Origin of the sequence: Verrucosispora sp. ts21 (assembly GCF_002879555.1) — a bacterium.
GTDB classification, from domain to species: domain Bacteria; phylum Actinomycetota; class Actinomycetes; order Mycobacteriales; family Micromonosporaceae; genus Micromonospora; species Micromonospora gifhornensis.
Genome location: NZ_PNOZ01000086.1, coordinates 1 through 24,265 on the forward strand (window position 1 = coordinate 1; position 24,265 = coordinate 24,265).

Genomic DNA, 24,265 nt, shown 5'->3' on the forward strand with positions numbered 1-24,265 from the left:
GCGTGGGTGGGGGTGGGGGTTAGCGGGTGGTGCGGGTGGCTAGTAGGCGGCGGGGGTTGAAGCGTAGGAGTCGGGATCGGAGTTGTCCGCCGGAGGTGACCAGGCGGGCGGAGGTGTCCGCGATGGCGGTACGCCAGCGGCCCAGCACCGAGGGCGGCAACGTGGTCGCCAGCAGCCGGGTTCGGCGGTCGGCCTGTCCGGCGAGGGCGCTGCGCACCGTGCGCAGTGCGGCCGGCAGGGGCTCGCCGGTCAACGGGTCGCGCGCGTAGCGGGCCCGCTCCTCGGCCCGTCCGAGCAGGCGTACGGCCGTACCGGCGTCGGTGTCGGTGCCGACCGACTCCCGGGCCAGCCGGTCGGCGGTCGCCCGGGGGGTCTCCGTCGGGTCCACCCGGACCCGGTAGTCGACAAGCGTGTCGATCAGCTCGTCCCAGGCGGCGTGTGCGTCGGCGCGGGCCCGGTCCGGGTCGGTGCTGACCGTCACCCGTGGTTGACCAGTGGTGGTCGAGTTCGCGGTCGACGGGTCGAGTGTCCGGGCGACCGGGGCGAGTCGACCGCGTCGCCGCCGCAGGGCGAGTCGGCGCAGCGCCGGCACGGCGAGCAGGGCGAGCAGCGCCAGCAGGCCGGCGACGGTCAGCCAGGGCCAGGTCGACGTACGGCTGGCCGGGGTGTTCGGGCCGGCGCCCGCGCCGGTGTCGACACCTTCCTCGAACTGGTTGGGACCGCGATCGGGTGTCTCCGTGGTGTCGGTGTCGTCGGGCGTGTCCGACGTGTCGGTCTGCGGCGTCGTCTCCTCCGGGGCGTCGACGTCCGGCGCCCAGGCGGAGCGGGTCGAGCCGGGCACCCCGTAGGTCGGGGTGGCGTCGAACGGCACCCAGCCGATCTGGTCGAAGTAGACCTCGGTCCAGGCGTGCAGGTTCCGGTTGGTCAGGGTCAGCGTGTCACCGCTGCGCCGGTTGCCGTTGGTGAAGCCGAACGCGACCCGGGCCGGGATGCCGGCGTCGCGCACCATCCAGGCCAGCGCGGCGGCGTACTGCTGGCAGTAGCCGGCCTTGTTCTCGAGGAAGTCGAGGATCTGCTGACCGCTTGTGCCTTCGGCGGTGCTCAGCTGGTAGGTGAAGCCGTTGTCCTCGGAGAAGTAGTCGTAGAGGGCGCGCACCTTGTCGTACTCGGTGCGCTTGTCCTGGGTCAGCTCCGCGACCAGGGCCCGCACCTCGGGCACGTCGGGGGTGACGGTCTGTTGCCGACGCAACGGCAGGTCGGCCGGCAGCGGCTGCGCCGAGCGCAGGGCCTGCGGGGTGTACGTCGAACGCACGTAGTCGAACGAGAACTTCTTGCCCCGGGAGTTGTCCCGGTTGGAGAAGAGCACCTGCAGGTTGGGGTCGTAGAACCAGTTGTTGCCGAGGTCGGAGAAGTTGACCGGCTCGGTGTAGAACGGCAGCAGCGGCATGTTCAGCTCGCGGGACACCTCCACGGTGGCCCGGTGCTGCGTACGCTCGACGCCGGGTCGCTGCCCGCCCGGGTCGGGCAGGTCCCCGGTGGCTCGCTGGCCGTTGGGGCCGCGGACCCGGAAGCCGTCCGCGCGCAGGTCGTCGGCGACGCCGAAGCGCAGGTAGAAGGGCTCCTCCTCGGTGGTGGTGACCTTGACCAGGTCGGTCACCTGCGACTGGTTGAGTTCACCGCTGAGCGCGGCGAACAGGTCCACCCGACCGGGGGAACCGCCCAGCCCCGGGCCGCCGAGGCCGGAACCGGCACCGGAGTTCAGCGAGTTCATCAGGCCGACGGTCATCCCCGGCACGGCCAGCGGCACCAGCACCGCCAGCGCGAGGCCCAGCACGGCCAGTCGCCGGCCCGCGGCGGCCAACGGGGAGGCCTCCCACACGTCGACGTCGCGGCCGTCACCGGTGAACCGGCGGCCGAACCGGCGGACCCGGTCCACGTTGTCGGTGACGAGCAGCCAGAGGAAACCGGCGGCGCCGATGGCGAACGGCAGCGGCGGGACGCTGTCCACGTAGACCGCCACCGGCACCGAGTAGATGGCCAACATCGGCAGTCCGGCCAGGGCCGGGCGGCGCATCCCGACGCAGAGCACGTCCACCAGCACCGCCACCGAGCCGATGCCGAGCACGGTGACGAACAGCAGCGGATCGGTGTCGGGAACCTTGACCCCGTAGGAGCGCATGTCCTCGACCGAGCCGGTGAGCAGCTCGGCGAAGTGCCCGAAGGTGCCCGGCGCGGGCAGCACGGCCAGCAACTCGGAACCGCTGGGGAACAGCCAGGTCAGGGCGAGGACGAGGCCACCCAGCATGGCCAGCACCTGGGCCCAGAGCGGGGCCCGGCCGAGCCGGGCCAGCGCCGCCGCGGCGGCCACCGCGGCCACCGCGATGACGGCCTGCACGAACCACGTCCAGCGTTCGAAGATGGCCGACAGGGGCGCGGCGGCGAGCAGCGTCGCTGCGGCGGCCACCAGGCCCAGGTTCCGGTGGGCGATCATGAGGGGGACCTTCCGTTCATCGCACGCCGCCGGCCACCGTCTCGGCCATCGCCGCACGCAGGGCGAACCCTTGTGAGCCGCGGCCGGCCTGCGGCCAGAGCGCCGGCAGTCGCGCACCGTGGTCGACGCCGATGACCCGCCAGCCGGCCTGGAGCAGGACCAGGGCGGCGGCGTCGTGTGCCTGGTCGGCCTCGGCCCGGGCGTGTGCGGGCAGATTGAGCCAGGCGGAGCTGTCCAGCAGGAAACACACGCAGGTGGCGTTGTTGGCCCGCAGACCGGCCAGCAACTCCGCCTCGGCGGTGCTCAGCGTTCCGAACAGGCCGATGACCAGGCCGCCGTCGGCGCGTTGCCGGACGTGCTGCATCAGGGTGGTGATCTCGACCCGCTGGTCCAGCCGGACCTCCGCGAGATGGTCGAGCAGCAGCCCGTCGCCGCCCTCGCCCGCGTCGACGTCCGCGCCGCCCCCGGTGACCAGCCGCAGCTTGTAGCCGGCCTGGCGCAGGTGGACGGCGATGCTTGCCGCCCCCGAGACGGCCCATTCGAAGCTGGCCGTCGGCCCGTCGCCGTGGTGGCCGTACGCCCGGGTGTCCAGCACGACGGTGGCCCGGCTCTCCCAGGGCTGCTCCTCGCGCCGCACCATCAGCTCACCCGTGCGGGCGGTCGACTTCCAGTGCACCCGGCGCAGGTCGTCGCCGCGGCGGTACTCACGGGTCGCCGCGTCGTCCTCGCCGTGCACCGCGACCGAACGGGCCCGGCTCTCCCCGCTGCCGGTGTACTCCCCGGGCAGCCGCACCGACGGCAGGGGCACCACCTGCGGGATGACCGTGAGCCGGTCGGTGCCGGGGAAGGCCCGGGTCAGTTCACACAACCCGAACGGGTCGGTCAACCGGACCACCAGCGGACCCACCTCGTACCGGCCGCGTACGTCGGCCCGCACGGTGTACGCCACCGAGCTGGCCTGGTGCGCGCCGAGGCGTTCCAGCACCACCCGGGGGCGGCTGCCCAGCGCGTACGGCAGGCGGTCCTCCAGCAGCAGGGTGCCGGTGGGCAGCCGGGACATGTTCTGCAACCGCAGCACCACCCGGGCGCTCGCGCCGACCGGTACCCGGTGCGGCTCAAGCGACCGGTGACAGGCCAGCTTGTACCGGCTCCGGCCGACGTAGAGGGCGGCCAGCAGGGGCAGGACGGCCAGCAGCACGGCCACCCGCAGCAGATCCTTCTCGCCGAGGATGACGGCGGAGATGGCTGCCGCCACCGCGGCGGCCAGGAACGAGCGGCCACGGGTGGTCAGTCCGCGTAGACCGTCACGCACGTCACGGCCTCCGCGGCTCGAAGGGGGGCCGGCCGTTGCCGGTCGGCGGCCGGTTGTCGTACGGCGAGCGCTTACGGTCGTGCGGCAGCGGCAACCGGTGCACCAGGTCGGCGATGATCGCGTCGGTGGTGCGGCGGGCGAGCTGGGCGTCGGCGGTCGGGATGAGCCGGTGTGCCAGCACGGGTACCGCGAGCACCTGCAGATCGTCCGGCAGTACGTAGTCGCGCCCGTCGAGGGCGGCCACCGCCCGCGCGGTGCGCAGCAGTTGCAGCGTGCACCGGGGGGACGCGCCGAGCCGCAGGTCGGGCGACTCGCGGGTGGCGGTGACCAGGTCGATGGCGTACTGCTTGACCGCGTCGGCGACGTGCACCTGCCGGACGTGCCCGATCAGCCGGCGTACCGTCTCGGCGTCGGAGACCGGCCGCAGCGCCGCCAGCGGATCCACCGCGCCGTGCGCGTCGAGCATGGCCAGCTCGGCGGTCGGGTCCGGGTAGCCCATCGCGATCCGGGCGGTGAAGCGGTCCCGCTGCGCCTCCGGCAGGGGGTACGTCCCCTCCATCTCGATCGGGTTCTGGGTGGCGATCACCATGAACGGCGTCTGCAGCTGGTAGGTCACGCCGTCGACGGTGACCTGGCGTTCCTCCATGCACTCCAGCAGGGCGGACTGCGTCTTCGGCGAGGCCCGGTTGATCTCGTCGCCGACGACCAGGTTGGCGAAGACGGCACCCGGCCGGAACTCGAAGTCGTGGGTCTCCTGGTTGTAGACGCTGACGCCGGTGACGTCGCTGGGCAGCAGGTCGGGGGTGAACTGGATGCGCCGTACCGAGCAGTCGATCGAGCGGGCCAGGGCCTTGGCCAACTTCGTCTTGCCGACCCCCGGCACATCCTCGATGAGCAGGTGACCTTCGGCGAGCAGGACGGCCAGGGCGAGCCGCACGGTGGCGGTCTTGCCCTCGATTACCTGTTCGATGTTGGCCACGATGGCGTCGCTCGCGGCGCGGAACTCGTCGAACGGCAACAGGCCGCCAACCTCGTCCCAGGTCTGCTGTGTCACGGGCCTCCTCCTCGTCGCCATCACGGCAGCTCTGTAGTAAGAGCACCTGGCCCCGCCGTTGGGTTCGCGACGTGCAAGCCTCGTCTGCCGCAACAATCTCACTGGCCTCTCAGGCTAACCATGTTTGTCGCCGACGCCGACCTGCGCAGCTGTTTGAGCGCTTACGCAACGTTTGTCACTCACGCAGCGCATGTCGCTGGTTCTTCTCGGGTGATGGGGGCCCGGGTGGGTGGTGCACGACGCGCTCGTACCGGTTGGCGGTACACTGCCGGACATGGCCGGAGTCTTCCTGCTTACCCAGCCGTGCTGATGCGCTGAAGGCGCGACAGCACGGCGGCCCCTCCTGCGTGAGGGGCTTTTTCGTGCCCGCCGCCGGGCCGGGGCGGGCCGCCGAGACAGATCCGAGACCAGCCAGCACTCCGACAGACTCCGCCGAGCGATGCGAGGAGAAGGCCATGAGCGAGCGGCAACGAGCGAGCGAGGCAGCCATCCCGACCAGCGACACCCCACCGTTCCGGTACACCGCGACGCTGGCCGACGACATCGAACGCCGCTGGCAGGACGTCTGGGAACGCGAGGGCACCTTCCACGCGCCGAACCCGTCCGGCCCGCTGGCCGACCCGGCCCACCCGCGCTCCGGCGCGGAGAAGCTGTACGTGCTGGACATGTTCCCGTACCCGTCCGGCGCGGGCCTGCACGTCGGGCACCCGCTGGGCTACATCGGCACCGACTGCTTCGCCCGCTACCAGCGGATGGCCGGGCGCAACGTGCTGCACGCGATGGGCTTCGACGCCTTCGGCCTGCCCGCCGAGCAGTACGCGGTGCAGACCGGCACCCACCCTCGGACCACCACCGAGGCCAACATCGAGCGGTACCGGGAGCAGCTGCGCCGGCTGGGCCTGGCCCACGACCAGCGTCGGTCGGTGGCCACCATCGACACGGACTTCTACCGCTGGACCCAGTGGATCTTCCTGCAGATCTTCAACTCCTGGTACGACCGCGACGCCGGTCGGGCCCGCCCGATCAGCGAGCTGACCGCCGAGTTCGCCGGCGGCACCCGGCGCACCCCGGACGGACGTCCGTGGGGTGAGCTGTCCGCCGCCGAGCAGCGGGCGATCATCGACGACCACCGTCTGGCGTACGTGTCGCAGGCGCCGGTGAACTGGTGCCCCGGCCTGGGCACCGTGCTGGCCAACGAGGAGGTCACCGCCGACGGGCGCTCCGAGCGGGGCAACTTCCCGGTCTTCAAGCGCAACCTGAAGCAGTGGATGATGCGGATCACCGCGTACGGCGACCGGCTGCTGGACGACCTGGACAAGCTGGACTGGCCTGAGCCGATCAAGCTGATGCAGCGCAACTGGATCGGCCGCTCCACCGGCGCCCACATCGACTTCCCGACGGCGACCGCCCCGATCCGGGTGTTCACGACCCGGCCGGACACCGTCTTCGGGGCCACCTACATGGTGCTGGCGCCCGAGCACGAGCTGGTCGACGCGCTGGTGCCGGGCGGCTGGCCGGAGGGGACCCGGGACGCGTGGACCGGCGGGCACGCCAGCCCCCGGGCCGCCGTCGAGGCGTACCGCAAGGCGGCGGCGGCCAAGACCGACGTCGAGCGGCAGGCCGACACCAAGGAGAAGACCGGCGTCTTCATCGGGGCGTACGCCACAAACCCGGTCACCGGCGGGCAGATCCCGATCTTCATCGCCGACTACGTGCTGGCCGGCTACGGCACCGGCGCGATCATGGCGGTGCCCGCCCAGGACGAGCGGGACTGGGACTTCGCCGAGGTGTTCGAGCTGCCGATCGTGCGTACCGTGGCGCCGCCGGAGGACTTCGACGGCAAGGCGTACACCGGTGACGGCCCGGCCATCAACAGCGCCGCGCCCGACCGCGGCCTGCACCTGAACGGCCTGGGGGTGGCCGACGCCAAGGCCCGGATCATCGCCTGGCTGGAGGAGACCGGCAACGGTCAGGGCGCGACCACCTACCGGCTGCGGGACTGGCTGTTCAGCCGGCAGCGCTACTGGGGCGAGCCGTTCCCGATCGTGTACGACGCCGACGGCACCGCCATCGCGCTGCCCGAGGAGATGCTGCCGGTCGAGCTGCCCGAGGTGGACGACTTCTCCCCGCGTACCTTCGACCCGGAGGATGCCGACAGCGACCCGGAGACGCCGCTGTCACGCCGCCGCGACTGGGTCGAGGTGGAGCTGGACCTGGGTGACGGCCCCAAGCGGTACACCCGCGAGACGAACGTCATGCCGCAGTGGGCCGGCTCCTGCTGGTACGAGCTGCGCTACCTGGACCCGACAAACGACGGCCGGTTCGTCGACGCCGACAACGAGCGCTACTGGATGGGCCCGCGCAGCGAGGGCGACTGCGGCGGCGTGGACCTGTACGTCGGCGGTGCCGAGCACGCCGTGCTGCACCTGCTGTACGCCCGGTTCTGGCACAAGGTGCTGTACGACCTGGGCCACGTCTCCAGCTTCGAGCCGTTCCGCAAGCTGTTCAACCAGGGCTACATCCAGGCGTACGCGTACACCGACGCCCGTGGCGCGTACGTGCCCGCCGAGGAGGTCGCCGAACGCGACGGCGGCTTCTACCTGGGCGACGTCCAGGTCAACCGCGAGTACGGCAAGATGGGCAAGTCCCTGAAGAACGTCGTCACCCCGGACGAGATGTGCGCCGCCTACGGCGCCGACACCTTCCGGGTGTACGAGATGTCGATGGGGCCGCTGGAGGTGTCCCGCCCCTGGGAGACCCGGGCGGTCATCGGCTCGTACCGGTTCCTGCAGCGGGTGTGGCGGGCCATCGTCGACGAGCAGACCGGTGCGTCCCGGGTGGTCGACACCCCGGCCGACGAGGCGACCCGGCGACTGCTGCACAAGGTGATCGACGGCGTCCGGGGCGACATGGAGGCGATCCGGTTCAACACCGCGATCGCCAAACTGATCGAGCTGACCAACGGGGTGACCCGGTTGCCGGCGACCCCGCGCGAGGTGGCCGAGCCGCTGGTGCTGATGCTGGCCCCGGTCGCCCCGCACATCGCCGAGGAACTGTGGCGACGACTGGGGCACGACACCTCGCTGACCTACGCGGACTTCCCGGTCGCCGACCCGGCCCTGCTGGTCGCCGAGTCGGTCACCTACCCGGTGCAGATCAACGGCAAGGTCCGCGGCCGCATCGAGGTCCCCGCCGACGCGACCGAGGAAGCGGTGCGGGAGCAGGCGCTGGAGGCGGTGGCCGCCGTGCTGGCCGGCAAGGACCCCCGCAAGGTCATCGTCATCCCCGGCCGCATGGTCTCCGTGGTGCTGTGAAAGGAAGGGGCCCTTCCTAACGCCTCGTGTATAGGAAGGGCCCCTTCCTAACGCCTCGTGTAGAGGAAGGGCCCCTTCTTAACCAGACACCGAGCGAACAGGCGCGCCGGCGTTACGGCTCGCGGCGGTGCAGCGCGAGTACGGTGACCATGGCGGCCACCGCTGCCCAGACGGCGTACGTCGTCCAGGACCAGGCGACGGTGGCCGGGTAGGGGTCGTTGATCCACGGCAGGGGACCGGTCGGCTCCATCAACCGTTGCCAGGCCGGCACCGGCATGGCGTGCCGGATCAGCGCGCTCCAGCGTTCGTCGGCGTCGACGGCGGTGGGCAGCAGGAGCAGCACGGTCGCGGCGGCGACGATCGCGGGCGCGGTGTGCCGGGTCAGCGCCGCCAGGGCCATGCCGACCAGTGCGCAGAGCGGCACCAGCAGCGCCGACGCGGCGATGCCGCGCAGCGCGCCGTGGTCGCCGATCGACATGTTCGCGCCGACGTCGGCGAGGATCGCCTGCGACACGGTGAACGCCGCCGCCGCGCCGAGCAGTCCGAGCAGGGTCAGCACGCCGGTCAGCACGGTCAGCTTGGCGGCGGCCACGGCGCCGCGCCGGGGGACGGCCGCGAAGGTGGTACGCATCAGCCCGGAGGCGTACTCGCCGCCGATCGCGACCGCGCCGACGCCACTGGCCGCCAGTACGACGAACATCTGCGCCTCGGTGGGGAAGGCGTCCCAGAGCGGGGAGCGGGCCGCTCGCCGCTCGGCCGGCCAGTCCGGCCAGCCTGCGTGGGTGGCCAGTGCGGCGTGCACAGCCAGGCCGACCATGGCGAGCAGGATCAGGGCGAACGCACCCCAGGTCGAGCGCAACGACCAGAGCTTGATCCATTCGGCGGCGAGCAGATCCCGGTAGCGTGCCGGCTGCCGGGTCCGTGTGCGCCCGGCGGTGGACAGGGTCACGGTGGTCATCGGTCCTCCCCGGCGGCGTACTCGACGTCGGCAGCGGTGAGCGCCATGAAGGCCTCCTCCAGCGAGGCGGTGCGGGTGGTCAGTTCGTGCAGCGGGATCCGCAGGCCCAGAGCCAGCTCGCCGATCCGCTCGGCGGTCACGCCGGTCACCGCCAGCGTCCCGTCCGGGTCGGACCGTGTGGTCGCACCCTCGGCGGCCAGCGCCGTCACCAGCGATGCCGGATTGGGGGTACGCACGACTGCCTCCGACCGGCCGGCGCGGGCGGCGAACTCGGCCAGGGACTCCTCGGCGATCAACCGGCCCCGGCCGATCACCACGAGTCGGTCGACACAGTGCTCCATCTCGCTCATCAGGTGGCTTGAGACGAAGACGGTGCGCCCCTCGGTGGCGAGCCGCCGGAACAGCTTCCGTACCCAGCGCACCCCCTCCGGGTCGAGCCCGTTGAACGGCTCGTCGAACAGCAGCACCGGCGGGTCCCCGAGCAGGGCGGCGGCGATGCCGAGGCGCTGCCGCATGCCGAGCGAGAATCGGCCGACCCGTCGATCGGCCACGCCGTCGAGGCCGACTCGGCCCAGCACCTCGTCGACCCGGTCGACCCCGAGGCCGTTGCTGCGGGCCAGTGCCGTCAGGTGGGCCCGGGCGGTGCGCCCGCCGTGCACGTCCCCGGCGTCGAGCAGCGCGCCGGCGTGCCGCAGCCCTCGGGGTAGGTCGCGGAACCGGACGCCGTCGACCGTGGCGGTGCCGCTGGTCGGCGCGGTCAGCCCGAGGACCATGCGCAGGGTGGTGGACTTGCCGGCGCCGTTGGGGCCGAGGAAGCCGGTCACGTGACCCGGCCGTACGGTCAGGGTCAGGTCGTCGACGGCGGTGGTGCGCCCGTACCGCCTGGTCAGGCCATCAAGCTCGATCATGATGTCCACCCTTCCGAAGACCGGGTCGCGCGGCGTCGGCTCGCGGGCCACACCGCTGTGCCGGGCACTGGCCCACGGGCGTACGCCTGCCGGCCGATGCCGCGGCGGTGGTCGGCTCGATACCGTTTACCGGTGGACATCACCGCCCGGATCCGGCTGCGTACCGCCCTGTGGGCGATGAGGGCGGTGCTGGTCTGGGCCGGGGTGGCCATCCTGCCGCTGCTCTGGGTGATGGCGCCGTCAGCGGCGACGACTGGCAACGGGATCGGCGTGCTGGGCTGGTGGCTGCCCGAGCGGTACCTGGTGCCGCTGCTGATCGTGGCCCTGCCGGCGGCGTTGCTGCGCCGTCGGCCGCTCACCGGACTGGGGCTGATGCTGGTCGGGGCGACGGTTACCAGCGTCACGGTGCACGGCGGGGACCAGGGATATCTCGGCCAGCTTTTCACCGTGCAGTTCCTCGCCGTGGACGCGGCGCTCGGCGTGGTCGCGGCCAACCGGTCCCGCCGGGTGTCCGGCCTGGCCGCCGTCGTGGTGCTCGGGACGCAGATCCTGGTGGCCTTCGTCAACAGCGGCGTGGAACCGGTGGATCAGGCCCTGCTCTCCGGGTTGGCCGTCGCGACGGCATGGACGCTCGGCAACTCGGTGCGGTCGCGGCGCGAGCACGCGATCGCGCTGCGGGCGCACGCCGCCGCCGAGGCAGTCACCGCCGAACGGCTGCGCATCGCCCGCGAGTTGCACGACGTGGTGGCGCACAGCATCGGCGTGATCGCCATCCAGGCGGGCGTGGGCGCCCGGGTGATCGACACCCAGCCGGTGCAGGCCCGCGCCGCGCTGCGCACCATCGAGGCGACGAGCCGGGACACTCTGGCCGAGCTGCGGCGTACCCTCGGTGCACTGCGTCGCGGGGTGGGGGAGTCAGCACCGTTGGACCCGACACCCGGCCTGGCCGACCTGGACCGACTGGTCATGGCGACGGCCGCCGCCGGGGTCCGGGTCGAGCTGCGCCGGCACGGCGCGCGTCCGGTCCCACCGGAGGTCGACCTGGCCGTGTTCCGGATCGTCCAGGAGTCACTGACCAACGTGGTACGCCACGCAGAAGTCGACGCGTGCCGGGTGTCTGTGCGGTGTGGTCCCGACTCGGTCGTGGTGGAGATCGTCGACGAGGGGCGGGGTGGCCGGATCAGCGTCGCTGGGCACGGGCTGATTGGGATGCAGGAGCGGGTCCGGGCACTCGGTGGCCAGTTTCACGCCGGCCCTCGACCCGAGGGTGGCTTCCGGGTGACCGCCCGGCTACCGCTCTCCGTACCGACTGGCGCCGACCAGCCGATGGACGGTGATCAGCGGACCGGCGGCGATCAGCGGACCGGCGGCGATCAGCGGACCGGCGGCGATCAGCCGATCGGCGGCGATCAGCGGACCGGCGGCGATCAGCCGATCGGCGGCGAGCTGCCGGGTGCGGCGGTGCGGCGGTGAGTGTCCGGGTGCTGCTCGTCGATGACCAGCCGCTGGTCCGGGCCGGGTTGCGGGTGCTGATCGCCGACGTGCCGGACATGGAGGTGGTCGGGGAGGCCGCTACCGGCGCCGAGGCGGTGCGCCTGACCCGCGAGGTGGTGCCCGACGTGGTGTTGATGGACCTGCGGATGCCGGGCACGGACGGCATCCAGGCGACCCGCCAGATCATCGCTGCTGGTGGTCCCACCCGGGTGCTGGTGCTCACCACCTTCGACGACGACGAACACGTGCACAGCGCGTTACGCGCCGGGGCGAGCGGCTTTCTGGTCAAGGACATGGCGCTGGAGGACATCCTCGCCGCGATCCGGGTGGTGGCGGCCGGAGACTCGCTGATCGCCCCGGGGGTGACCCGCCGGCTCATCGCCGAGTTCATCCGTCGGCCGGCAGCGGCGCCCCGCTCGCGGTCGTTGGCCGGGATCACCGACCGGGAGCGTGAGGTACTCACCCTGGTCGGTCGGGGCCTGTCCAACGCCGAGATCGCCGAGCAACTCGTGATCAGTGTGGCGACCGCGAAGGCGCACGTGGCTCGGCTGTTCAGCAAGCTCGGCGCCCGGGACCGGGTGCACCTGGTGATCGCCGCCTACGAAACCGGCCTCATCGCTCCACCCCCGTAACCACCCCTCCGGCCCTCAGGGCGGCAGTTTCAGGGAAAGTGTCGCTTCAGGGCCTCCGGAGGCAGCATCTTCTCCGAAACTGCACACTTCCGGGGTGGGTGGTCAGGGGCGGTGGGCGGCGCGGGTTCGGCGTTCGGCGCGCCACCAGCGGGTGAGCAGGATTGCGCTGGCGATGAAGCCCAGGGCGGCGGGGGCGGCGGCGTACCAGTTGATCCCGCCGGGGGAGGTGACGGCGGCACCGAGGGCCGCGTAGCCGAACGCGGTCGGCGCGGAGGCGATGACGCTGCCGGTGAGGAACGGCAGCAGCCGCGCGCCGGTGGTGCCGTAGCCGTAGCTGACCAGGCCGAACCCGGAGATGGGCAGCAGCCGTACGGTCATCACCCCGAACACGCTCTGCCGGGTGAACCAGCGGTCCAGCCGGGCCAGCCGGCCGCGTACCCGTTCGGCGACGAAGTCCCGGCCGAGCAGCCGGCCGACGGCGAAGCCGACCGCTGCCGCCAGCAGTGCGGCACCCAACGCGTACAGGGCGCCGGGCAGCATTCCGAAGATCGCGCCGGCGGCGAGCGTGATGAAGGTACGCGGGACCAGCGCGACCAGCAGCAGCGCACCGCCGAGGACCGCCGCGACCGGGGCGAACCCGCCCAGCCGGTCGGCCAGGTGCGGCAGCGTCGCCGGGTCGGGCAGCGGCGTGAGCAGCAGCATCAACCCGAATCCGGCGAGCAGGAACAACAGCATGCCGAACCGCAGCGCCGACGACGTCGCGACGACGCGCAACGCCCGTCGCTGCGCACCGCCGGACGACGCACCCTGCGACGGAGCGGTGCCGCCGGACGGAGCGGTGCCGCCGGGCGGAGCGCCGCCGGGGTCTGGTGACCGGCGGCCGAGCAGCCGCCGGACGGCCGGGATCATGGCCGGGCGGCAGCTGCCACCGCGGTTCGACGCTCGGCGCGCAGCCGGTCGGCCCAGGTGTCGTCAAGCGGCGGCAACTGCTGGGCGCCGGTGGCCCAGCGCAGCAGCAGGTCGGCCAGGGCCGGGTTGCGGGCCAGCGCGGGCCCGTGGGAGTACGTGCCGAGCAGCTTGCCCCGCCAGGCCCCCTCGGTGGCGCCGTCGTTGCCGACTCCGGCGGTGACCCTGGCCAGCGGGGACACACCGGGGCCGAGCCGGGTGCGACCGCCGTGGTTCTCGAAGCCGGTAAGCGGCGGCAGACCCAGCCGGGCGTCGATGTCCCCGGCCAGTTCGCCGACCGCACGGCTGTCGCCCCGGTCCGAGCTGATGTCGAGTAGTTCCAGGCCGCGGTACTGGGTGCCCTTGGCGAAGAACGAGGTGCCGAGCAGTTGGTAGCCGGCGCAGACCCCGAACACCACCGACCCCTGGGCCACGGCCCGGTGCAGGCCACCGTCGGCGAGCAGTCGCTGCGCGCCGAGCGCCTGCGGCCCGTCCTCGCCGCCACCGATGAGGTAGATGTCGGCGGTGGTCGGCAGCGGCTGGTCGGAGCGGACCTCATGCACCTCGACCGGGAACCCGCGTTGGCGCGCCCGCCGGGCCAGGATCAGCGCGTTGCCCCGGTCGCCGTAGGTGGACAGCAGGTCGGGGTAGATCCAGACGATGCGCAGGGTCTCAGTTGACACGGTCCAACTCCGCTCGGATGTCCTGGAACGCGGTGTAGTTCGCGATGACCTCCAGCCGCCCCGGCGGCACCGCCCGCACGGCGTCGTCGAACGTGCGTACGTGCTGGAACGGCACGTCGTTGACGTCGAGGCGGACCGCCAGGTCGTACGCCCGGTCGCCGGTGATCAGCACCTGGCGTCCGCGCAGCGGGGCGAAGTCGACGTCGAACAACCATGAGGTGTCCAACCCGTCGGGATCCCGCGCGTTGATGGACAGCAGTGTCGGCGCCAGCTCCGCCATGTCGAACGCCTCCAGCCAACTGGCCGGGTTCTTGGCCAGCAGCAGGCGGACCGTACGCCCGTCCCGGACGACCTGGGCGTACCGTCCGGCGACCGAGGTGACGTCGGCCAGGCGGGGAACGGCGTCGAACGGACGTACGCCGAACTCGGCGGCGACGGCCAGCGCGGTGGCCGCGTTGCCGATGTTGACCTTGCCGGGAAGCTGGAGCTTGACCTTGTACCAGGCGCCGGTCGGGTCGAGGACGCCCTGCTCGTCGACGGTCCACTGCGGTTGCGGCCGGCGCAGCGGGCAGCCGGTGCACCACCACTGCTCGCCGGAGCGCTGGATGGTGGACCCGCACTCGGGGCAGACCCAGGAGTCGTCGTGCCAGCGCTGCCCGGCGGAGAACCAGGTGACGTGCGGCGGCGTGATCCGCTGGTCGTGGGTGGCCGGCGGGGTGGCCGCCCAGACCACCATCGGGTCGTCGGCGTTGGCGATGATGCGGATGTCGGGGTGCCGGACCAGCGCCGCGCGCCAGAGCTGCGCCATCATGGCGACCTCCTTGGCGCGGTCCAGCTGGTCGCGGGAGAGGTTGAGCAGCGCCACCACGTGCGGCTCGGTCGCCTCGATCACCTGCGCGAGGTAGTGCTCGTCGACCTCCAGCACGGCGTACGGGGTGCTGCCCGCCTTCGCCAGCGCCGAGGTGTGGCCGGTGGGCATGTTGGCGCCGAACGAGTTGGTGGCGACCCGACCGAGCACGCCGACGGCCGCGGCGGCCAGTCGGGTGGTGGTTGTCTTGCCGTTGGTGCCGGAGATCAGCGCGATGGCCCGACCGGCGGAGAGATGAGCCAACAGGTCCGGGTCGATCTTCAAGCCGATCCAGCCGCCGATCACCGAACCGTCGCCACGGCCCGCAGCCCGCGACAGCGCCGCGGCGGTCCGTGACACGGAACTGGCCACCTTTGCCCGAAGGGGCATCTTTGCGTCCGTCACGCGAGCGAGGTTACCGGACCATGGCGGGGCTCAGATTGCCGATCCGTTCGGGTGGGCTTTGTCGGCGATGCGGTCGGTGGCGGCTGGCCGGCCGGAGTGGATCTATGTCGGATAGCGGACCAGGCCGCGGGGCCCGCTGCGCCCTCCACTCCGCCCCACCCCGACTGACGTGCGCTTTTGTGGTCCAACGTGGCGCGCCACGCGGTCCAATCTGGTTGCGGGTGGAGGGAAGTGGAGTAGAGTGGGGCGCATTGGTGAGGCCGGGAGGGCCCACCGGCCCGGGGGGTCAGCGGCGCGCGAACGCCGCTACAAGGGCGAGGGGGTTGGGCCGTGTTTCTCGGCACCCACACTCCGCGCCTGGACGACAAGGGCCGGTTGATCCTTCCGGCGAAGTTCCGGGATGAGCTGGCGGGGGGTGTCGTGATCACCAAAGGGCAGGAGCGCTGCCTCTACGTCTTCCCGACGCCTGAGTTCCAGCGCATCGCGGATCAGTTGCGTGAGCAGCCGATGACACACAAGGCGGCCCGGGCCTACAGCCGTGTCTTCTTCGCCAGCGCACACGACGAAGTGCCCGACAAGCAGGGCCGGGTGACGATCCCGGCACACCTGCGTAGCTACGCGGGGCTCGACCGGGACCTGGTGGTCATCGGCGCGAGCACCCGGGTGGAGATCTGGGACAAGGTCGCCTGGGAGACCTACCTCGCCGAGAGCGAAGACGACTTCGCCGACATCGAGGAAGGGGTGCTGCCCGGCGGTCTGTAGGGCGTGACGACGCCCGACGTACTGCGAGATCTCCAGCCGCTTTCGAGTTCCTGGCATCCCTTCCCCGGTGCCAGGCGCACGATCCGACACGGAGGGCTGTGGCCCGACGGGCGGGCGGGGAGCGGATGGGGATCTGGCGGTACGACGGCACGGCGTCGTCCGACGAGCAGGACGCAGAAGAAAACAAGGTCAAGCCAGTGGGGGTCGACATGGGGGAGCTACGCGGCACGCACGTGCCGGTGCTGCTTGAGCGGTGTCTCGAGCTGCTGGCCCCCGCACTGGGTCGCAGCGGGCGCACCGTGCACGTCGACGCGACGCTGGGCCTGGCCGGCCATGCCGAGGCTGTCCTGCAGGCGCATCCGGAGACGATCCTGGTGGGCCTGGACCGGGACACCGAGGCGCTCGAGCACGCTCGGGTGCGGTTGGCCCGCTTCGCCGACCGGATCCACCTGGAGCACGCCGTCTACGACGAGCTGCCCGAGGTGCTCGACCGGCTGGGCTATCCGACAGTCGACGGGATCCTGTTCGACCTCGGCGTCTCCTCGCTGCAACTCGACGCGCCCGACCGCGGGTTCGCGTACGCGCAGGACGCGCCGCTGGACATGCGGATGGACCAGACCCGGGGGGTGACCGCCGAAGAGGTGGTCAACACGTACACCCATCCGGAACTGGCCCGGGTGCTGCGGGTGTACGGCGAGGAGAAGTTCGCCGGCCGGATCGCCTCGGCGATCATCCGCGAGCGGGAACGCGCCCGGATCACCTCGTCGGCGCGACTGGCCGAGTTGGTCCGGGAGTCGATTCCGGCACCAGCCCGACGAACGGGTGGACACCCGGCAAAGAGAACGTTTCAGGCTTTGAGGATCGAGGTAAACAGGGAACTGGCAGTGCTGGAGACGGCACTGCCGGACGCCCTGGACCGACTCTCCGTCGGCGGTCGCCTGGTGGTCCTGTCCTACCACTCGCTGGAGGACCGGCTCACCAAACATGCGCTCGCCGACCGGGTCCGCAGCACCGGCCCGGTCGACCTCCCGGTCGAACTACCCGGGTCGGAGCCGACGTTCCGGCTGCTCAGCCGGGGCGCGGAGCTGCCCGGGGAGGCGGAGGTCGCCGCCAACCCGCGCGCCGCCTCGGTGCGGCTGCGGGCGGCGGAACGGATCGACCCGCAGGACCGGCAGCAGGGGCGTACCGACCGCGAACGGTACCGCCGCCGGGTCAAGGCGATGCACCAACCGGGGACGGGATCGGCCACCGGATCCGAATCGGGTCCACGGCCGGGGGAGACGACGGACGAAGAGGGGGAGGGAACATGAGCGTGGACAAGCGCCGGAACATCGCCGGCGCCGGGCAGCGCGCACCGCGGTCGGGGGGCCGGATCGCGGCGGAGCGGGTTCGGGGGACCGGGGACACCACCCGGCGTACGGAGCGGATGAGCCCGCTGGAGCAGACTCGCGCCCGGGGGGCGCGCGAGTTCCGCACCGAGGGCAGCGCCGCGCTGCGGCCGGTCGAGCGGGCCGGTGTCAGCGAGCCGCAGCGGGAGGCGGCACCGCGACTGCGGGTCGCTCCGCCGCCGCCGGTGCGGGTGCCTCGGGCGCCGTTCGCGGCACTGGTCGTGATGCTTGTCGTCGGCGGGGTGCTGGGCATCCTGGCGGTCAACACGAAGATCAACGAGAACGCCTTCAGGTTGCTGGAGTTGCAGGAGCAGCAGGCCAAGCTCGACGTGGAGCAGCAGCAGCTGACCAAGCAGATCGCCGACGCCGAGGCGCCGGGCAACCTGGCCGCCCAGGCCCGCAAGCTGGGGCTTGTCGAGTCGGGGGAGCCGGCCCTGATCCGGCTGCCCGACGGCAAGCTGATCGGGGTGCCGCAGCCGGCCGGGGGGCAGGCGTCGATCACGAGCATCCAGGGCGCGGAGGGGTAGACCGTGCCATCGAGGTCGGATGAACCGCGCCGGGACGCCACAGGCTCCCGGCGCGGTTCGTCGCGTGGTGCATCGGATCGGGGGGTGCCGCCGCGCGTGACCGGGGAGCGGGGTGACGAACCGGGCATCGGTGGCATCTCCGACGCCAGGGCGTACACCCCGCGGGGCCGCACCATCCGGGAAGGCGGCGGCGCCCCGGCGGCCGGGCGGGCCGAGCAGCGGCGTACCCCGCGCAGCAGCAGGTCGCAGGATCCGTTCCGGCCGGCGCTGCAGGTGCTCGACGGCGGTCGGGCGGCGGCGACCCGGGCCGGTGGCCGGCCGGGCGGTCCGACGCGTCGGGACGGCGGCACCGGCCGGGCCACGGTGGTGCGTACCGTCACGGCCCGCACCCCGCGTGGGGAGGCGGCCGAGCCGCCACGTCGGCGGGTCGGCGTCCGGGATCCTCGCCGCGAGGACCGGGCGGCCCCGCGCCGCCCCGCCCGCAAGCCGCCCCGCCCGCCCCGGCTCGCCGATCCGGTGCGCCGTCTGCGGCTGGGCACCGCGTTGGTGATGGTCATGTTCGTCGCGATCGGCATCCGGCTCGTCGTGCTCCAGGCGGTGGACACGCCCGCGTACGCCGACGGCGGGATGGCCGACCGGCTGCGCACCGTGCAGCTACCCGCGCCGCGCGGGGCGATCTACGACCGAGGCGGCGCGGCCCTGGCGCACAGCGTCGAGGCCCGCTACGTCTACGCCGACCCCACCCGGGTCGAGGACATCGAGTCCACCGCCCGGACGCTCTCCCCGCTGCTTGGCATCCCGGCCTCGGAGCTGACCGAGAAGATGCGACCCCGCAAGCGGATCAACGGGGTCGACTCGCGGTTCGAGTACCTGGCCCGGGGGGTGGACATCGACCGCGCCCGCGAGATCATGAAGCTCGAACTGCCCGGCATCTACACCCAGCGCGACGAGCGACGCGAGGTGCCCGGCGGTGACCTGGCCGCCAACCTGATCGGCTTCACCAGCATCGACATGGCCGGGCTGGAAGGGCTGGAGGCACGCTACGACGACCTGCTGCACGGCGAGGACGGCGAACGGACCTTCGAGATCGGCCTCGGCGCGCCCATCCCCGGCGGCTACAGCCGCACCACTCCGGCCAAGCCGGGCAGTTCGATGGTGCTGACCATCGACCGGGACCTGCAGTTCATGTGCCAGCGGATCCTCAGCGAGCAGGCCAGGGCGGCGCAGGCCAGCACCGCCGCGGCGATCGTGCTGGACGTGCGTACCGGGGAGGTGCTGGCGCAGGCCAGCGAGCCGACCTACAACGCGGCGCGACCGCAGCTCAGCGACCCGACCGACCGGGAGGACGCGGCCACCAGCTTCGTGGTCGACCCGGGCTCGGTGCACAAGGCGATCACCTTCGGGGCGGCGCTCCAGGAAGGGGTGATCACCCCCGACACGTCGTTCCCGGTGTCCAACGCCATCCGCAAGGGCGACACCTGGTTCCCGGACACGCACTTCGCCAACGGTCGCCGGATGAGCGTGGCCGGGATGATGGCCTACTCCTCCAACGTCGGCACCATCCAGATCGCCGACAAGCTCGGCCCGGAACGCCTGATCGACTACCAGCGCCGCTTCGGCCTGGGCAAGCCGACCGGCGTCGGCATGCCCGGGGAGGCCAGCGGCCGGCTGCTGCCGCTGTCGGAGTGGAGCGACTCGTCGCACGGGTCGGTGCCGATCGGGCACAGCGTGGACGCCACCCCGTTGCAGATGGCCGCCGCGTACGCCGCCATCGCCAACGACGGCACGTACATCCAGCCGCACCTGGTCAAGGAGACGATCGACCCGCAGGGCAACCGGACCCCGGCCGAGCCGCCGGCGACCCGTCCGGTGCTCAGCCCCGACAACGCCAAGGCGTTGCGGACGATCATGGAGGCGGTCACCACCGTGGAGAACGCCACCGGGCTGGCCGCCGCGGTCCCCGGCTACCGGGTGGCCGGCAAGACCGGCACCGGCTGGCGGCTGGTCGATGGCAAGAAGCAGCCCGGCGACGTGGCCTCGTTCATCGGGATGGCACCGGCGGAGAACCCGCGGTACGTGATCGCGGTCTTCGTGCACAGCCCGAGCGGTGGTGGCGGAAAGGTCGCAGCTCCGGCGTTCCGGGACATGATGACCTTCACCCTGCGGCACTTCAAGGTGCCGCCGTCGAGTGAGGCGCCACCGAAGTTCACCGTCTTCCCGTAGGCCGGAGCGCGCCACGGTCGACCCGCCGGCACACCCGGCCGGCGGGTCGATCCCGCCTTCGGTCCGCCAGTCGGCCACGACCTGCGGTTCGACTCCCTGTGGCGGAGATTCAGGCGCGCCGTGCGGCCATCAGCGGACGACCGGGTAGGGTCTGACGCCGTGCGCGGCAATCCTCGTCCCCGTACCGTGACCGGAATCCGGCTCGGTGACCTAGCCGCCCGGCTCGCCGTGGCGCCCCCCACCACCGTCGATGCGATGGTGACCGGGGTGACCCACGCCAGCGGTGAGGTCCACCCCGGCGATCTGTACGCGGCCCTGCCCGGTGCCCGACGCCACGGCGCGGAGTTCGTCGCCGACGCGGCGGCGGCCGGCGCGGTCGCCGTGCTCACCGATGCGGCCGGTGCCGAACTGGCCGCCGGGCACGGACTGCCGACCCTGGTGGTGGCCGACCCGCGCGCGGTGCTCGGCACGCTCGCCTCGGCCGTCTACGGCGACCCGACCGAGAAGTTGACAGTGATCGGGGTGACCGGCACGGCCGGCAAGACCTCCACCGCGTACCTCGTCGAGTCGGGGCTGCGGGCGGCCGGTCACACCACCGGCCTGATCGGCACCGTGGAGACCCGCCTCGGCGACCTGGTGCTGGACAGCGTACGGACCACGCCGGAGGCCACCGACCTGCACGCGATGCTCGCCGCCGCGCTCGAACGCGGCGTCAGCGCGGTGGTCATGGAGGTGTCCAGCCACGCCCTGGCGATGGGGCGGGTCGGCGGGGTGCGTTTCGACGTGGGCGGCTGGACCAACTTCGGCTCCGACCACCTCGACTTCCACGCCGACGCCGACGACTACTTCGCGGCCAAGGCCCGCCTGTTCGACGGCCGCTGCGCCCACGAGGTGCTCAACCATGACGACCCGGCGCTGAAGGCCCTGTTCAAGCCCGCCACGATCAGCTACTCGGCCGCCGGTGACCCCTCCGCCACCTGGTGGGCGGAGGACGTCGACGGCGAGGGGTACGCCCAGCGGTTCACCCTGCACGGCCCGGACGGGCTGGTCCTCGACGCCGGGGTGGCGCTGCCCGGGCGGCACAACGTGGCGAACGCTCTGCTGGCCGTCGCCGTGCTGGTCGCCGCCGGGGTGGATGCGGCCACCGCGGCGCGGGGGGTGGCTGCCTGCGGCGGCGTACCGGGGCGGCTGGAGTCGGTGGGTGTGGCCGGCGGGGTACGCGGCGTCGTCGACTACGCGCACAAGACCGACGCGGTGGTGGCCGTGCTGGCCGCCCTGCGGGAAATGAGCAGCGGCCGGCTGATCTGCGTGATCGGCGCGGGCGGTGACCGGGACCGGGGCAAACGGCCGGCGATGGGCGCGGCCGCCGCAAAGGGAGCCGATGTGGTGCTGGTGACCGACGACAACCCGCGCACCGAGGACCCGGCGGCGATCCGCGCCGAGGTGCTCGCCGGGGCGTACGACGCCGGGACGCGGACCCGGATCGTCGAGGTGGGCGGGCGGCGTGCGGCCATCGACGAGGCGGTCCGCCAGGCCGAGCCCGGCGATGTGGTGGCGGTGCTCGGCAAGGGCCACGAACGTGGTCAGGAGATCGCCGGTGAGGTGTTTCCGTTCGACGACGTGACCGAACTGGCCGACGCGCTGCGGGCCCGCTTCGGCAGCCTGGGAGGCCAGCGATGATCGCACTGAGTCTGGCCGAGATCGCGTCGGCCGTCGACGGGCGGCTGGTGGCCGCCGAACCGACCGCACAGGTCACCGGCAGCGTGGAGTTCGACTCGCGCAAGGTCACCTCCGGCGGGCTCTTCGTCGCCTTCGACGGGGAGAAGGTGGACGGGCACGACTACGCCGCCGCAGCGGTGCAGGCCGGCGCGGTGGCGGTGCTGGGCACCCGCGAGGTGCCCGGGGTGCCGATGGTCGTCGTCGCCGACGCGTTGACCGCGATGGCCCGGCTGGCGCGTGCCGTGGTGGACCGGCTGCCGCAGCTGACCGTGATCGGGCTGACCGGGTCGTCCGGCAAGACCACCACCAAGGACCTGATCGCGCAGCTGACCGCGCGGCTGGGGGAGACGGTGGCGCCGCCCGGGTCGTTCAACAACGAGCTGGGTCACCCGTACACGGCGTTGCAGGCGGGGCCCTCGACGCGCTACCTGGTGCTGGAGAAGGGCGCCCGGGGCATCGGGCACGTGCGGTACCTGTGCGAGGTGGCGCCGCCGCGCATCTCCGTGGTGCTCAACGTCGGGGTCTCGCACATCGGGGAGTTCGGGTCGCAGGAGAACATCGCGCTGGCCAAGGGCGAGCTCGTCGAGGCGCTGCCGGCCGACGGCCTGGCGGTGCTCAACGCCGACGATCCGCTTGTCGACGCGATGGCCGACCGTACGGCCGCCCGGATCATCCGCTACGGCGAGGCGGCGCACGCCGACGTGCGGGCGGTGGACGTGACGCTGGACGAGCGGGGGCGGCCCGCGTACACCCTGGTGACGCCGGAGGGCAGCGCGACGGTGCGGCTCGCGCTGACCGGGCGGCATCAGGTCTGGAACACTCTCGCCGCCGCGGCGGTGGCGCGGGAACTCGGCATGCCGCTGGTCGAGATCGCCGTCGCGCTGGGCGAGCTCGGGCTGGTCTCGACCCGCCGGATGGACGTCTTCGAGCGCACCGACGGCGTGACGGTGATCGACGACTCGTACAACGCCAACCCGGCGTCGATGTCGGTGGCGTTGCGGGCGCTGGCCGGCGTCGGAGCGGGACGGCGCACCTTCGCGGTGCTCGGCTACATGGCCGAGTTGGGCGAGTTCGAGGCGCAGGGACATACCGAGGTGGGCCGGCTCGCGGCCGAGTTGGGCGTCGACCGGCTGCTCGTGGTTGGCGAGGCGGCGGCGCCGATCCACCACGGGGCGACATCGGTAGGTGACTGGGGAGGAGAATCGGTGCTGCTCACCGATCAGGCGGCGGCCGTTCAGGTGCTGCGCAGCGAGCTACGGCCGGGGGACGTGGTCCTGGTGAAGGGGTCCCGGTACCGGACCTGGGAGGTGGCCGACGCGCTGCGTGCCGACGCCGTCGCCACCGGTCCGGCTGATCCGGCGGCCGGAGGTGGCGCCGCGTGAGGGCCGTCATCGTGGCCATCGGGGTGGCCTTCCTGGTCTCGCTGTTCTGCACCCCGATCGCGATCAAGGTGTTCACCCGGCTCAAGGCGGGTCAGCCCATCCGGGCCGAGGGCCCGCAGATGCACCAGGGCAAGAAGGGCACGCCGACGATGGGCGGCGTGGTGTTCATCCTCGCCACCGTGATCGCGTACGTCGCCGGTCACCTGGCCCTGACCACCCTGCCGGACGCGCAGATCGCCCAGGTCGAGCCGACCATCACCGCGCTGGTGCTGCTGGGGCTGATGGTCTTCGCCGGTGCGGTCGGCTTCATCGACGACTTCCTCAAGGTGCGCAAGCGGCACAGCGGTGGCCTGAGCGCCCGGGGCAAGCTGCTCGGGCAGATCCTGGTCGGCGCGGTGTTCGGCGTGGTGGCGCTCTGGTTCCCGTCCACGATGACCGACGCCACCGGCGCGCAGACCAACACCGAGACGGTCGGCAGCACCACGCTGAGCTTCATCCGGGACATTCCGGCGCTGGACGTCACCAAGATCGGCGCGGTGATCATCTTCATCTTCGTGGTGATGGCGGCGACCAACGGGGTGAACCTCACCGACGGCCTCGACGGCCTGGCCACCGGCGCGTCGGTGATGGTGCTCGGCGCGTACGCGGTGATCGCGTTCTGGCAGTACCGGCACTGGTGTGCCGACCCGGCGTACACCGCCAACCCGAACAACTACTGCTACACCGTCCGGGATCCGCTGGAGATCGCGTTGATCGCCGGGGCGGCGGCCGGCGCCTGTGTGGGCTTCCTGTGGTGGAACACCTCGCCCGCCCGGATCTTCATGGGTGACACCGGCGCGCTCGGCCTGGGCGGCCTCATCGCCGGCATGGCCATGTCCACCCGCACCATCCTGCTGCTGCCGATCATCGGCGGCCTGTTCGTGATCATCACCATGTCGGTGGTCATCCAGATCATCTCCTTCAAGACCACCGGCAAGCGCGTCTTCCGCATGTCCCCCCTCCAGCACCACTTCGAACTGGCCGGCTGGAGCGAGGTCAACATCGTGGTCCGCTTCTGGATCATCGCCGGCATCGGCGTGGCCATCGCCCTGGGCCTCTTCTACAGCGACTTCCTGGCCAACATGGGCTGACCCCCTTGTCTCGCTGTTGATCAAGAGGTTTGCGTCGTCGGGCAGTGGATTCCTGACGCAAACCTCTTGATCAACGCTGGGGGAGGGGTGG

At 72.2% G+C, this 24,265-nt stretch carries 18 protein-coding genes; 10 read left to right on the forward strand and 8 right to left on the reverse strand.

The genetic code is table 11. The annotated features are described in order from the left end of the window. Nucleotides 1–19: 19 nt before the first annotated feature. Genes C1A38_RS26260 through C1A38_RS26270 form a run of 3 tightly spaced genes read right to left on the reverse strand, consistent with a single transcriptional unit; the run spans nucleotide 20 to nucleotide 4,857 of the window. Nucleotides 20–2,491: a transglutaminase TgpA family protein gene (locus C1A38_RS26260; RefSeq protein WP_102660391.1), complete on the reverse strand. Its 2,472-nt coding sequence runs from the start codon at nucleotides 2,489–2,491 to the stop codon at nucleotides 20–22. Between the two features lie 16 nt (nucleotides 2,492–2,507). Then, nucleotides 2,508–3,803, reverse strand: coding sequence for a DUF58 domain-containing protein (locus C1A38_RS26265; protein ID WP_102660392.1), 1,296 nt, complete (start codon nucleotides 3,801–3,803; stop codon nucleotides 2,508–2,510). A 1-nt stretch (nucleotide 3,804) separates the two neighbouring features. Next, nucleotides 3,805–4,857, reverse strand: coding sequence for an AAA family ATPase (locus C1A38_RS26270; RefSeq protein WP_013735099.1), 1,053 nt, complete (start codon nucleotides 4,855–4,857; stop codon nucleotides 3,805–3,807). A gap of 455 nt (nucleotides 4,858–5,312) precedes the next feature. Between C1A38_RS26270 and leuS the strand changes: the two genes are divergently transcribed. Then, entirely contained in the window at nucleotides 5,313–8,171 is a 2,859-nt protein-coding gene (gene leuS, locus C1A38_RS26275) for a leucine--tRNA ligase (RefSeq protein WP_102660393.1), read from the forward strand. A 112-nt stretch (nucleotides 8,172–8,283) separates the two neighbouring features. Here leuS and C1A38_RS26280 read toward each other — a convergent pair whose 3' ends face one another. Further along, on the reverse strand, nucleotides 8,284–9,129 hold the full coding sequence (locus tag C1A38_RS26280) for an ABC transporter permease (protein WP_102660394.1): 846 nt from the start codon (nucleotides 9,127–9,129) through the stop codon (nucleotides 8,284–8,286). Next, nucleotides 9,126–10,037, reverse strand: coding sequence for an ABC transporter ATP-binding protein (locus C1A38_RS26285; protein WP_102660405.1), 912 nt, complete (start codon nucleotides 10,035–10,037; stop codon nucleotides 9,126–9,128). Before C1A38_RS26285 ends, C1A38_RS26280 begins: the two co-directional genes overlap by 4 nt. Before the next feature lie 132 nt (nucleotides 10,038–10,169). On the opposite strand from C1A38_RS26285, the gene C1A38_RS26290 reads away from it, so the two are divergent. Further along, the gene (locus tag C1A38_RS26290) at nucleotides 10,170–11,510 is read left to right on the forward strand and encodes a histidine kinase (protein ID WP_158244944.1); all 1,341 of its coding nucleotides are present in this window, start codon (nucleotides 10,170–10,172) and stop codon (nucleotides 11,508–11,510) included. Next, complete coding sequence (locus tag C1A38_RS26295) at nucleotides 11,507–12,163, forward strand: response regulator (RefSeq protein WP_102660396.1); 657 nt, start codon at nucleotides 11,507–11,509, stop codon at nucleotides 12,161–12,163. Before C1A38_RS26290 ends, C1A38_RS26295 begins: the two co-directional genes overlap by 4 nt. A gap of 102 nt (nucleotides 12,164–12,265) precedes the next feature. Here C1A38_RS26295 and C1A38_RS26300 read toward each other — a convergent pair whose 3' ends face one another. The 3 genes from C1A38_RS26300 to C1A38_RS26310 form a co-directional block, all read right to left on the reverse strand. Then, nucleotides 12,266–12,898, reverse strand: coding sequence for a TVP38/TMEM64 family protein (locus C1A38_RS26300; RefSeq protein WP_102660406.1), 633 nt, complete (start codon nucleotides 12,896–12,898; stop codon nucleotides 12,266–12,268). Between the two features lie 170 nt (nucleotides 12,899–13,068). Continuing rightward, complete coding sequence (locus C1A38_RS26305) at nucleotides 13,069–13,791, reverse strand: type 1 glutamine amidotransferase (protein ID WP_102660397.1); 723 nt, start codon at nucleotides 13,789–13,791, stop codon at nucleotides 13,069–13,071. Then, a complete protein-coding gene (locus tag C1A38_RS26310) occupies nucleotides 13,781–15,028 on the reverse strand; it encodes a MurT ligase domain-containing protein (RefSeq protein WP_102660398.1) in 1,248 nt (415 codons plus the stop codon). Before C1A38_RS26310 ends, C1A38_RS26305 begins: the two co-directional genes overlap by 11 nt. Nucleotides 15,029–15,373: 345 nt before the next feature. On the opposite strand from C1A38_RS26310, the gene mraZ reads away from it, so the two are divergent. The 7 genes from mraZ to mraY all read left to right on the forward strand — a co-directional run bounded on the left by mraZ (nucleotide 15,374) and on the right by mraY (nucleotide 24,174). Continuing rightward, nucleotides 15,374–15,805 (forward strand): division/cell wall cluster transcriptional repressor MraZ, encoded by a 432-nt coding sequence (gene mraZ / locus C1A38_RS26315; protein WP_102660399.1) that lies wholly within the window; start codon nucleotides 15,374–15,376, stop codon nucleotides 15,803–15,805. 209 nt (nucleotides 15,806–16,014) lie between these two features. Next, entirely contained in the window at nucleotides 16,015–17,115 is a 1,101-nt protein-coding gene (gene rsmH, locus C1A38_RS26320) for a 16S rRNA (cytosine(1402)-N(4))-methyltransferase RsmH (RefSeq protein WP_102660407.1), read from the forward strand. After that, on the forward strand, nucleotides 17,112–17,720 hold the full coding sequence (gene ftsL, locus C1A38_RS26325) for a cell division protein FtsL (RefSeq protein WP_102660400.1): 609 nt from the start codon (nucleotides 17,112–17,114) through the stop codon (nucleotides 17,718–17,720). The genes rsmH and ftsL overlap by 4 nt, the downstream gene beginning before the upstream one ends. Before the next feature lie 3 nt (nucleotides 17,721–17,723). Next, a complete protein-coding gene (locus C1A38_RS26330) occupies nucleotides 17,724–19,943 on the forward strand; it encodes a peptidoglycan D,D-transpeptidase FtsI family protein (RefSeq protein ID WP_102660401.1) in 2,220 nt (739 codons plus the stop codon). 120 nt (nucleotides 19,944–20,063) lie between these two features. Further along, complete coding sequence (locus C1A38_RS26335) at nucleotides 20,064–21,623, forward strand: UDP-N-acetylmuramoyl-L-alanyl-D-glutamate--2,6-diaminopimelate ligase (RefSeq protein WP_102660402.1); 1,560 nt, start codon at nucleotides 20,064–20,066, stop codon at nucleotides 21,621–21,623. Beyond that, on the forward strand, nucleotides 21,620–23,044 hold the full coding sequence (locus C1A38_RS26340; RefSeq protein WP_102660403.1) for a UDP-N-acetylmuramoyl-tripeptide--D-alanyl-D-alanine ligase: 1,425 nt from the start codon (nucleotides 21,620–21,622) through the stop codon (nucleotides 23,042–23,044). The genes C1A38_RS26335 and C1A38_RS26340 overlap by 4 nt, the downstream gene beginning before the upstream one ends. After that, a complete protein-coding gene (gene mraY / locus C1A38_RS26345) occupies nucleotides 23,041–24,174 on the forward strand; it encodes a phospho-N-acetylmuramoyl-pentapeptide-transferase (protein ID WP_102660404.1) in 1,134 nt (377 codons plus the stop codon). Before C1A38_RS26340 ends, mraY begins: the two co-directional genes overlap by 4 nt. The last annotated feature ends 91 nt before the right edge of the window (nucleotides 24,175–24,265 follow it).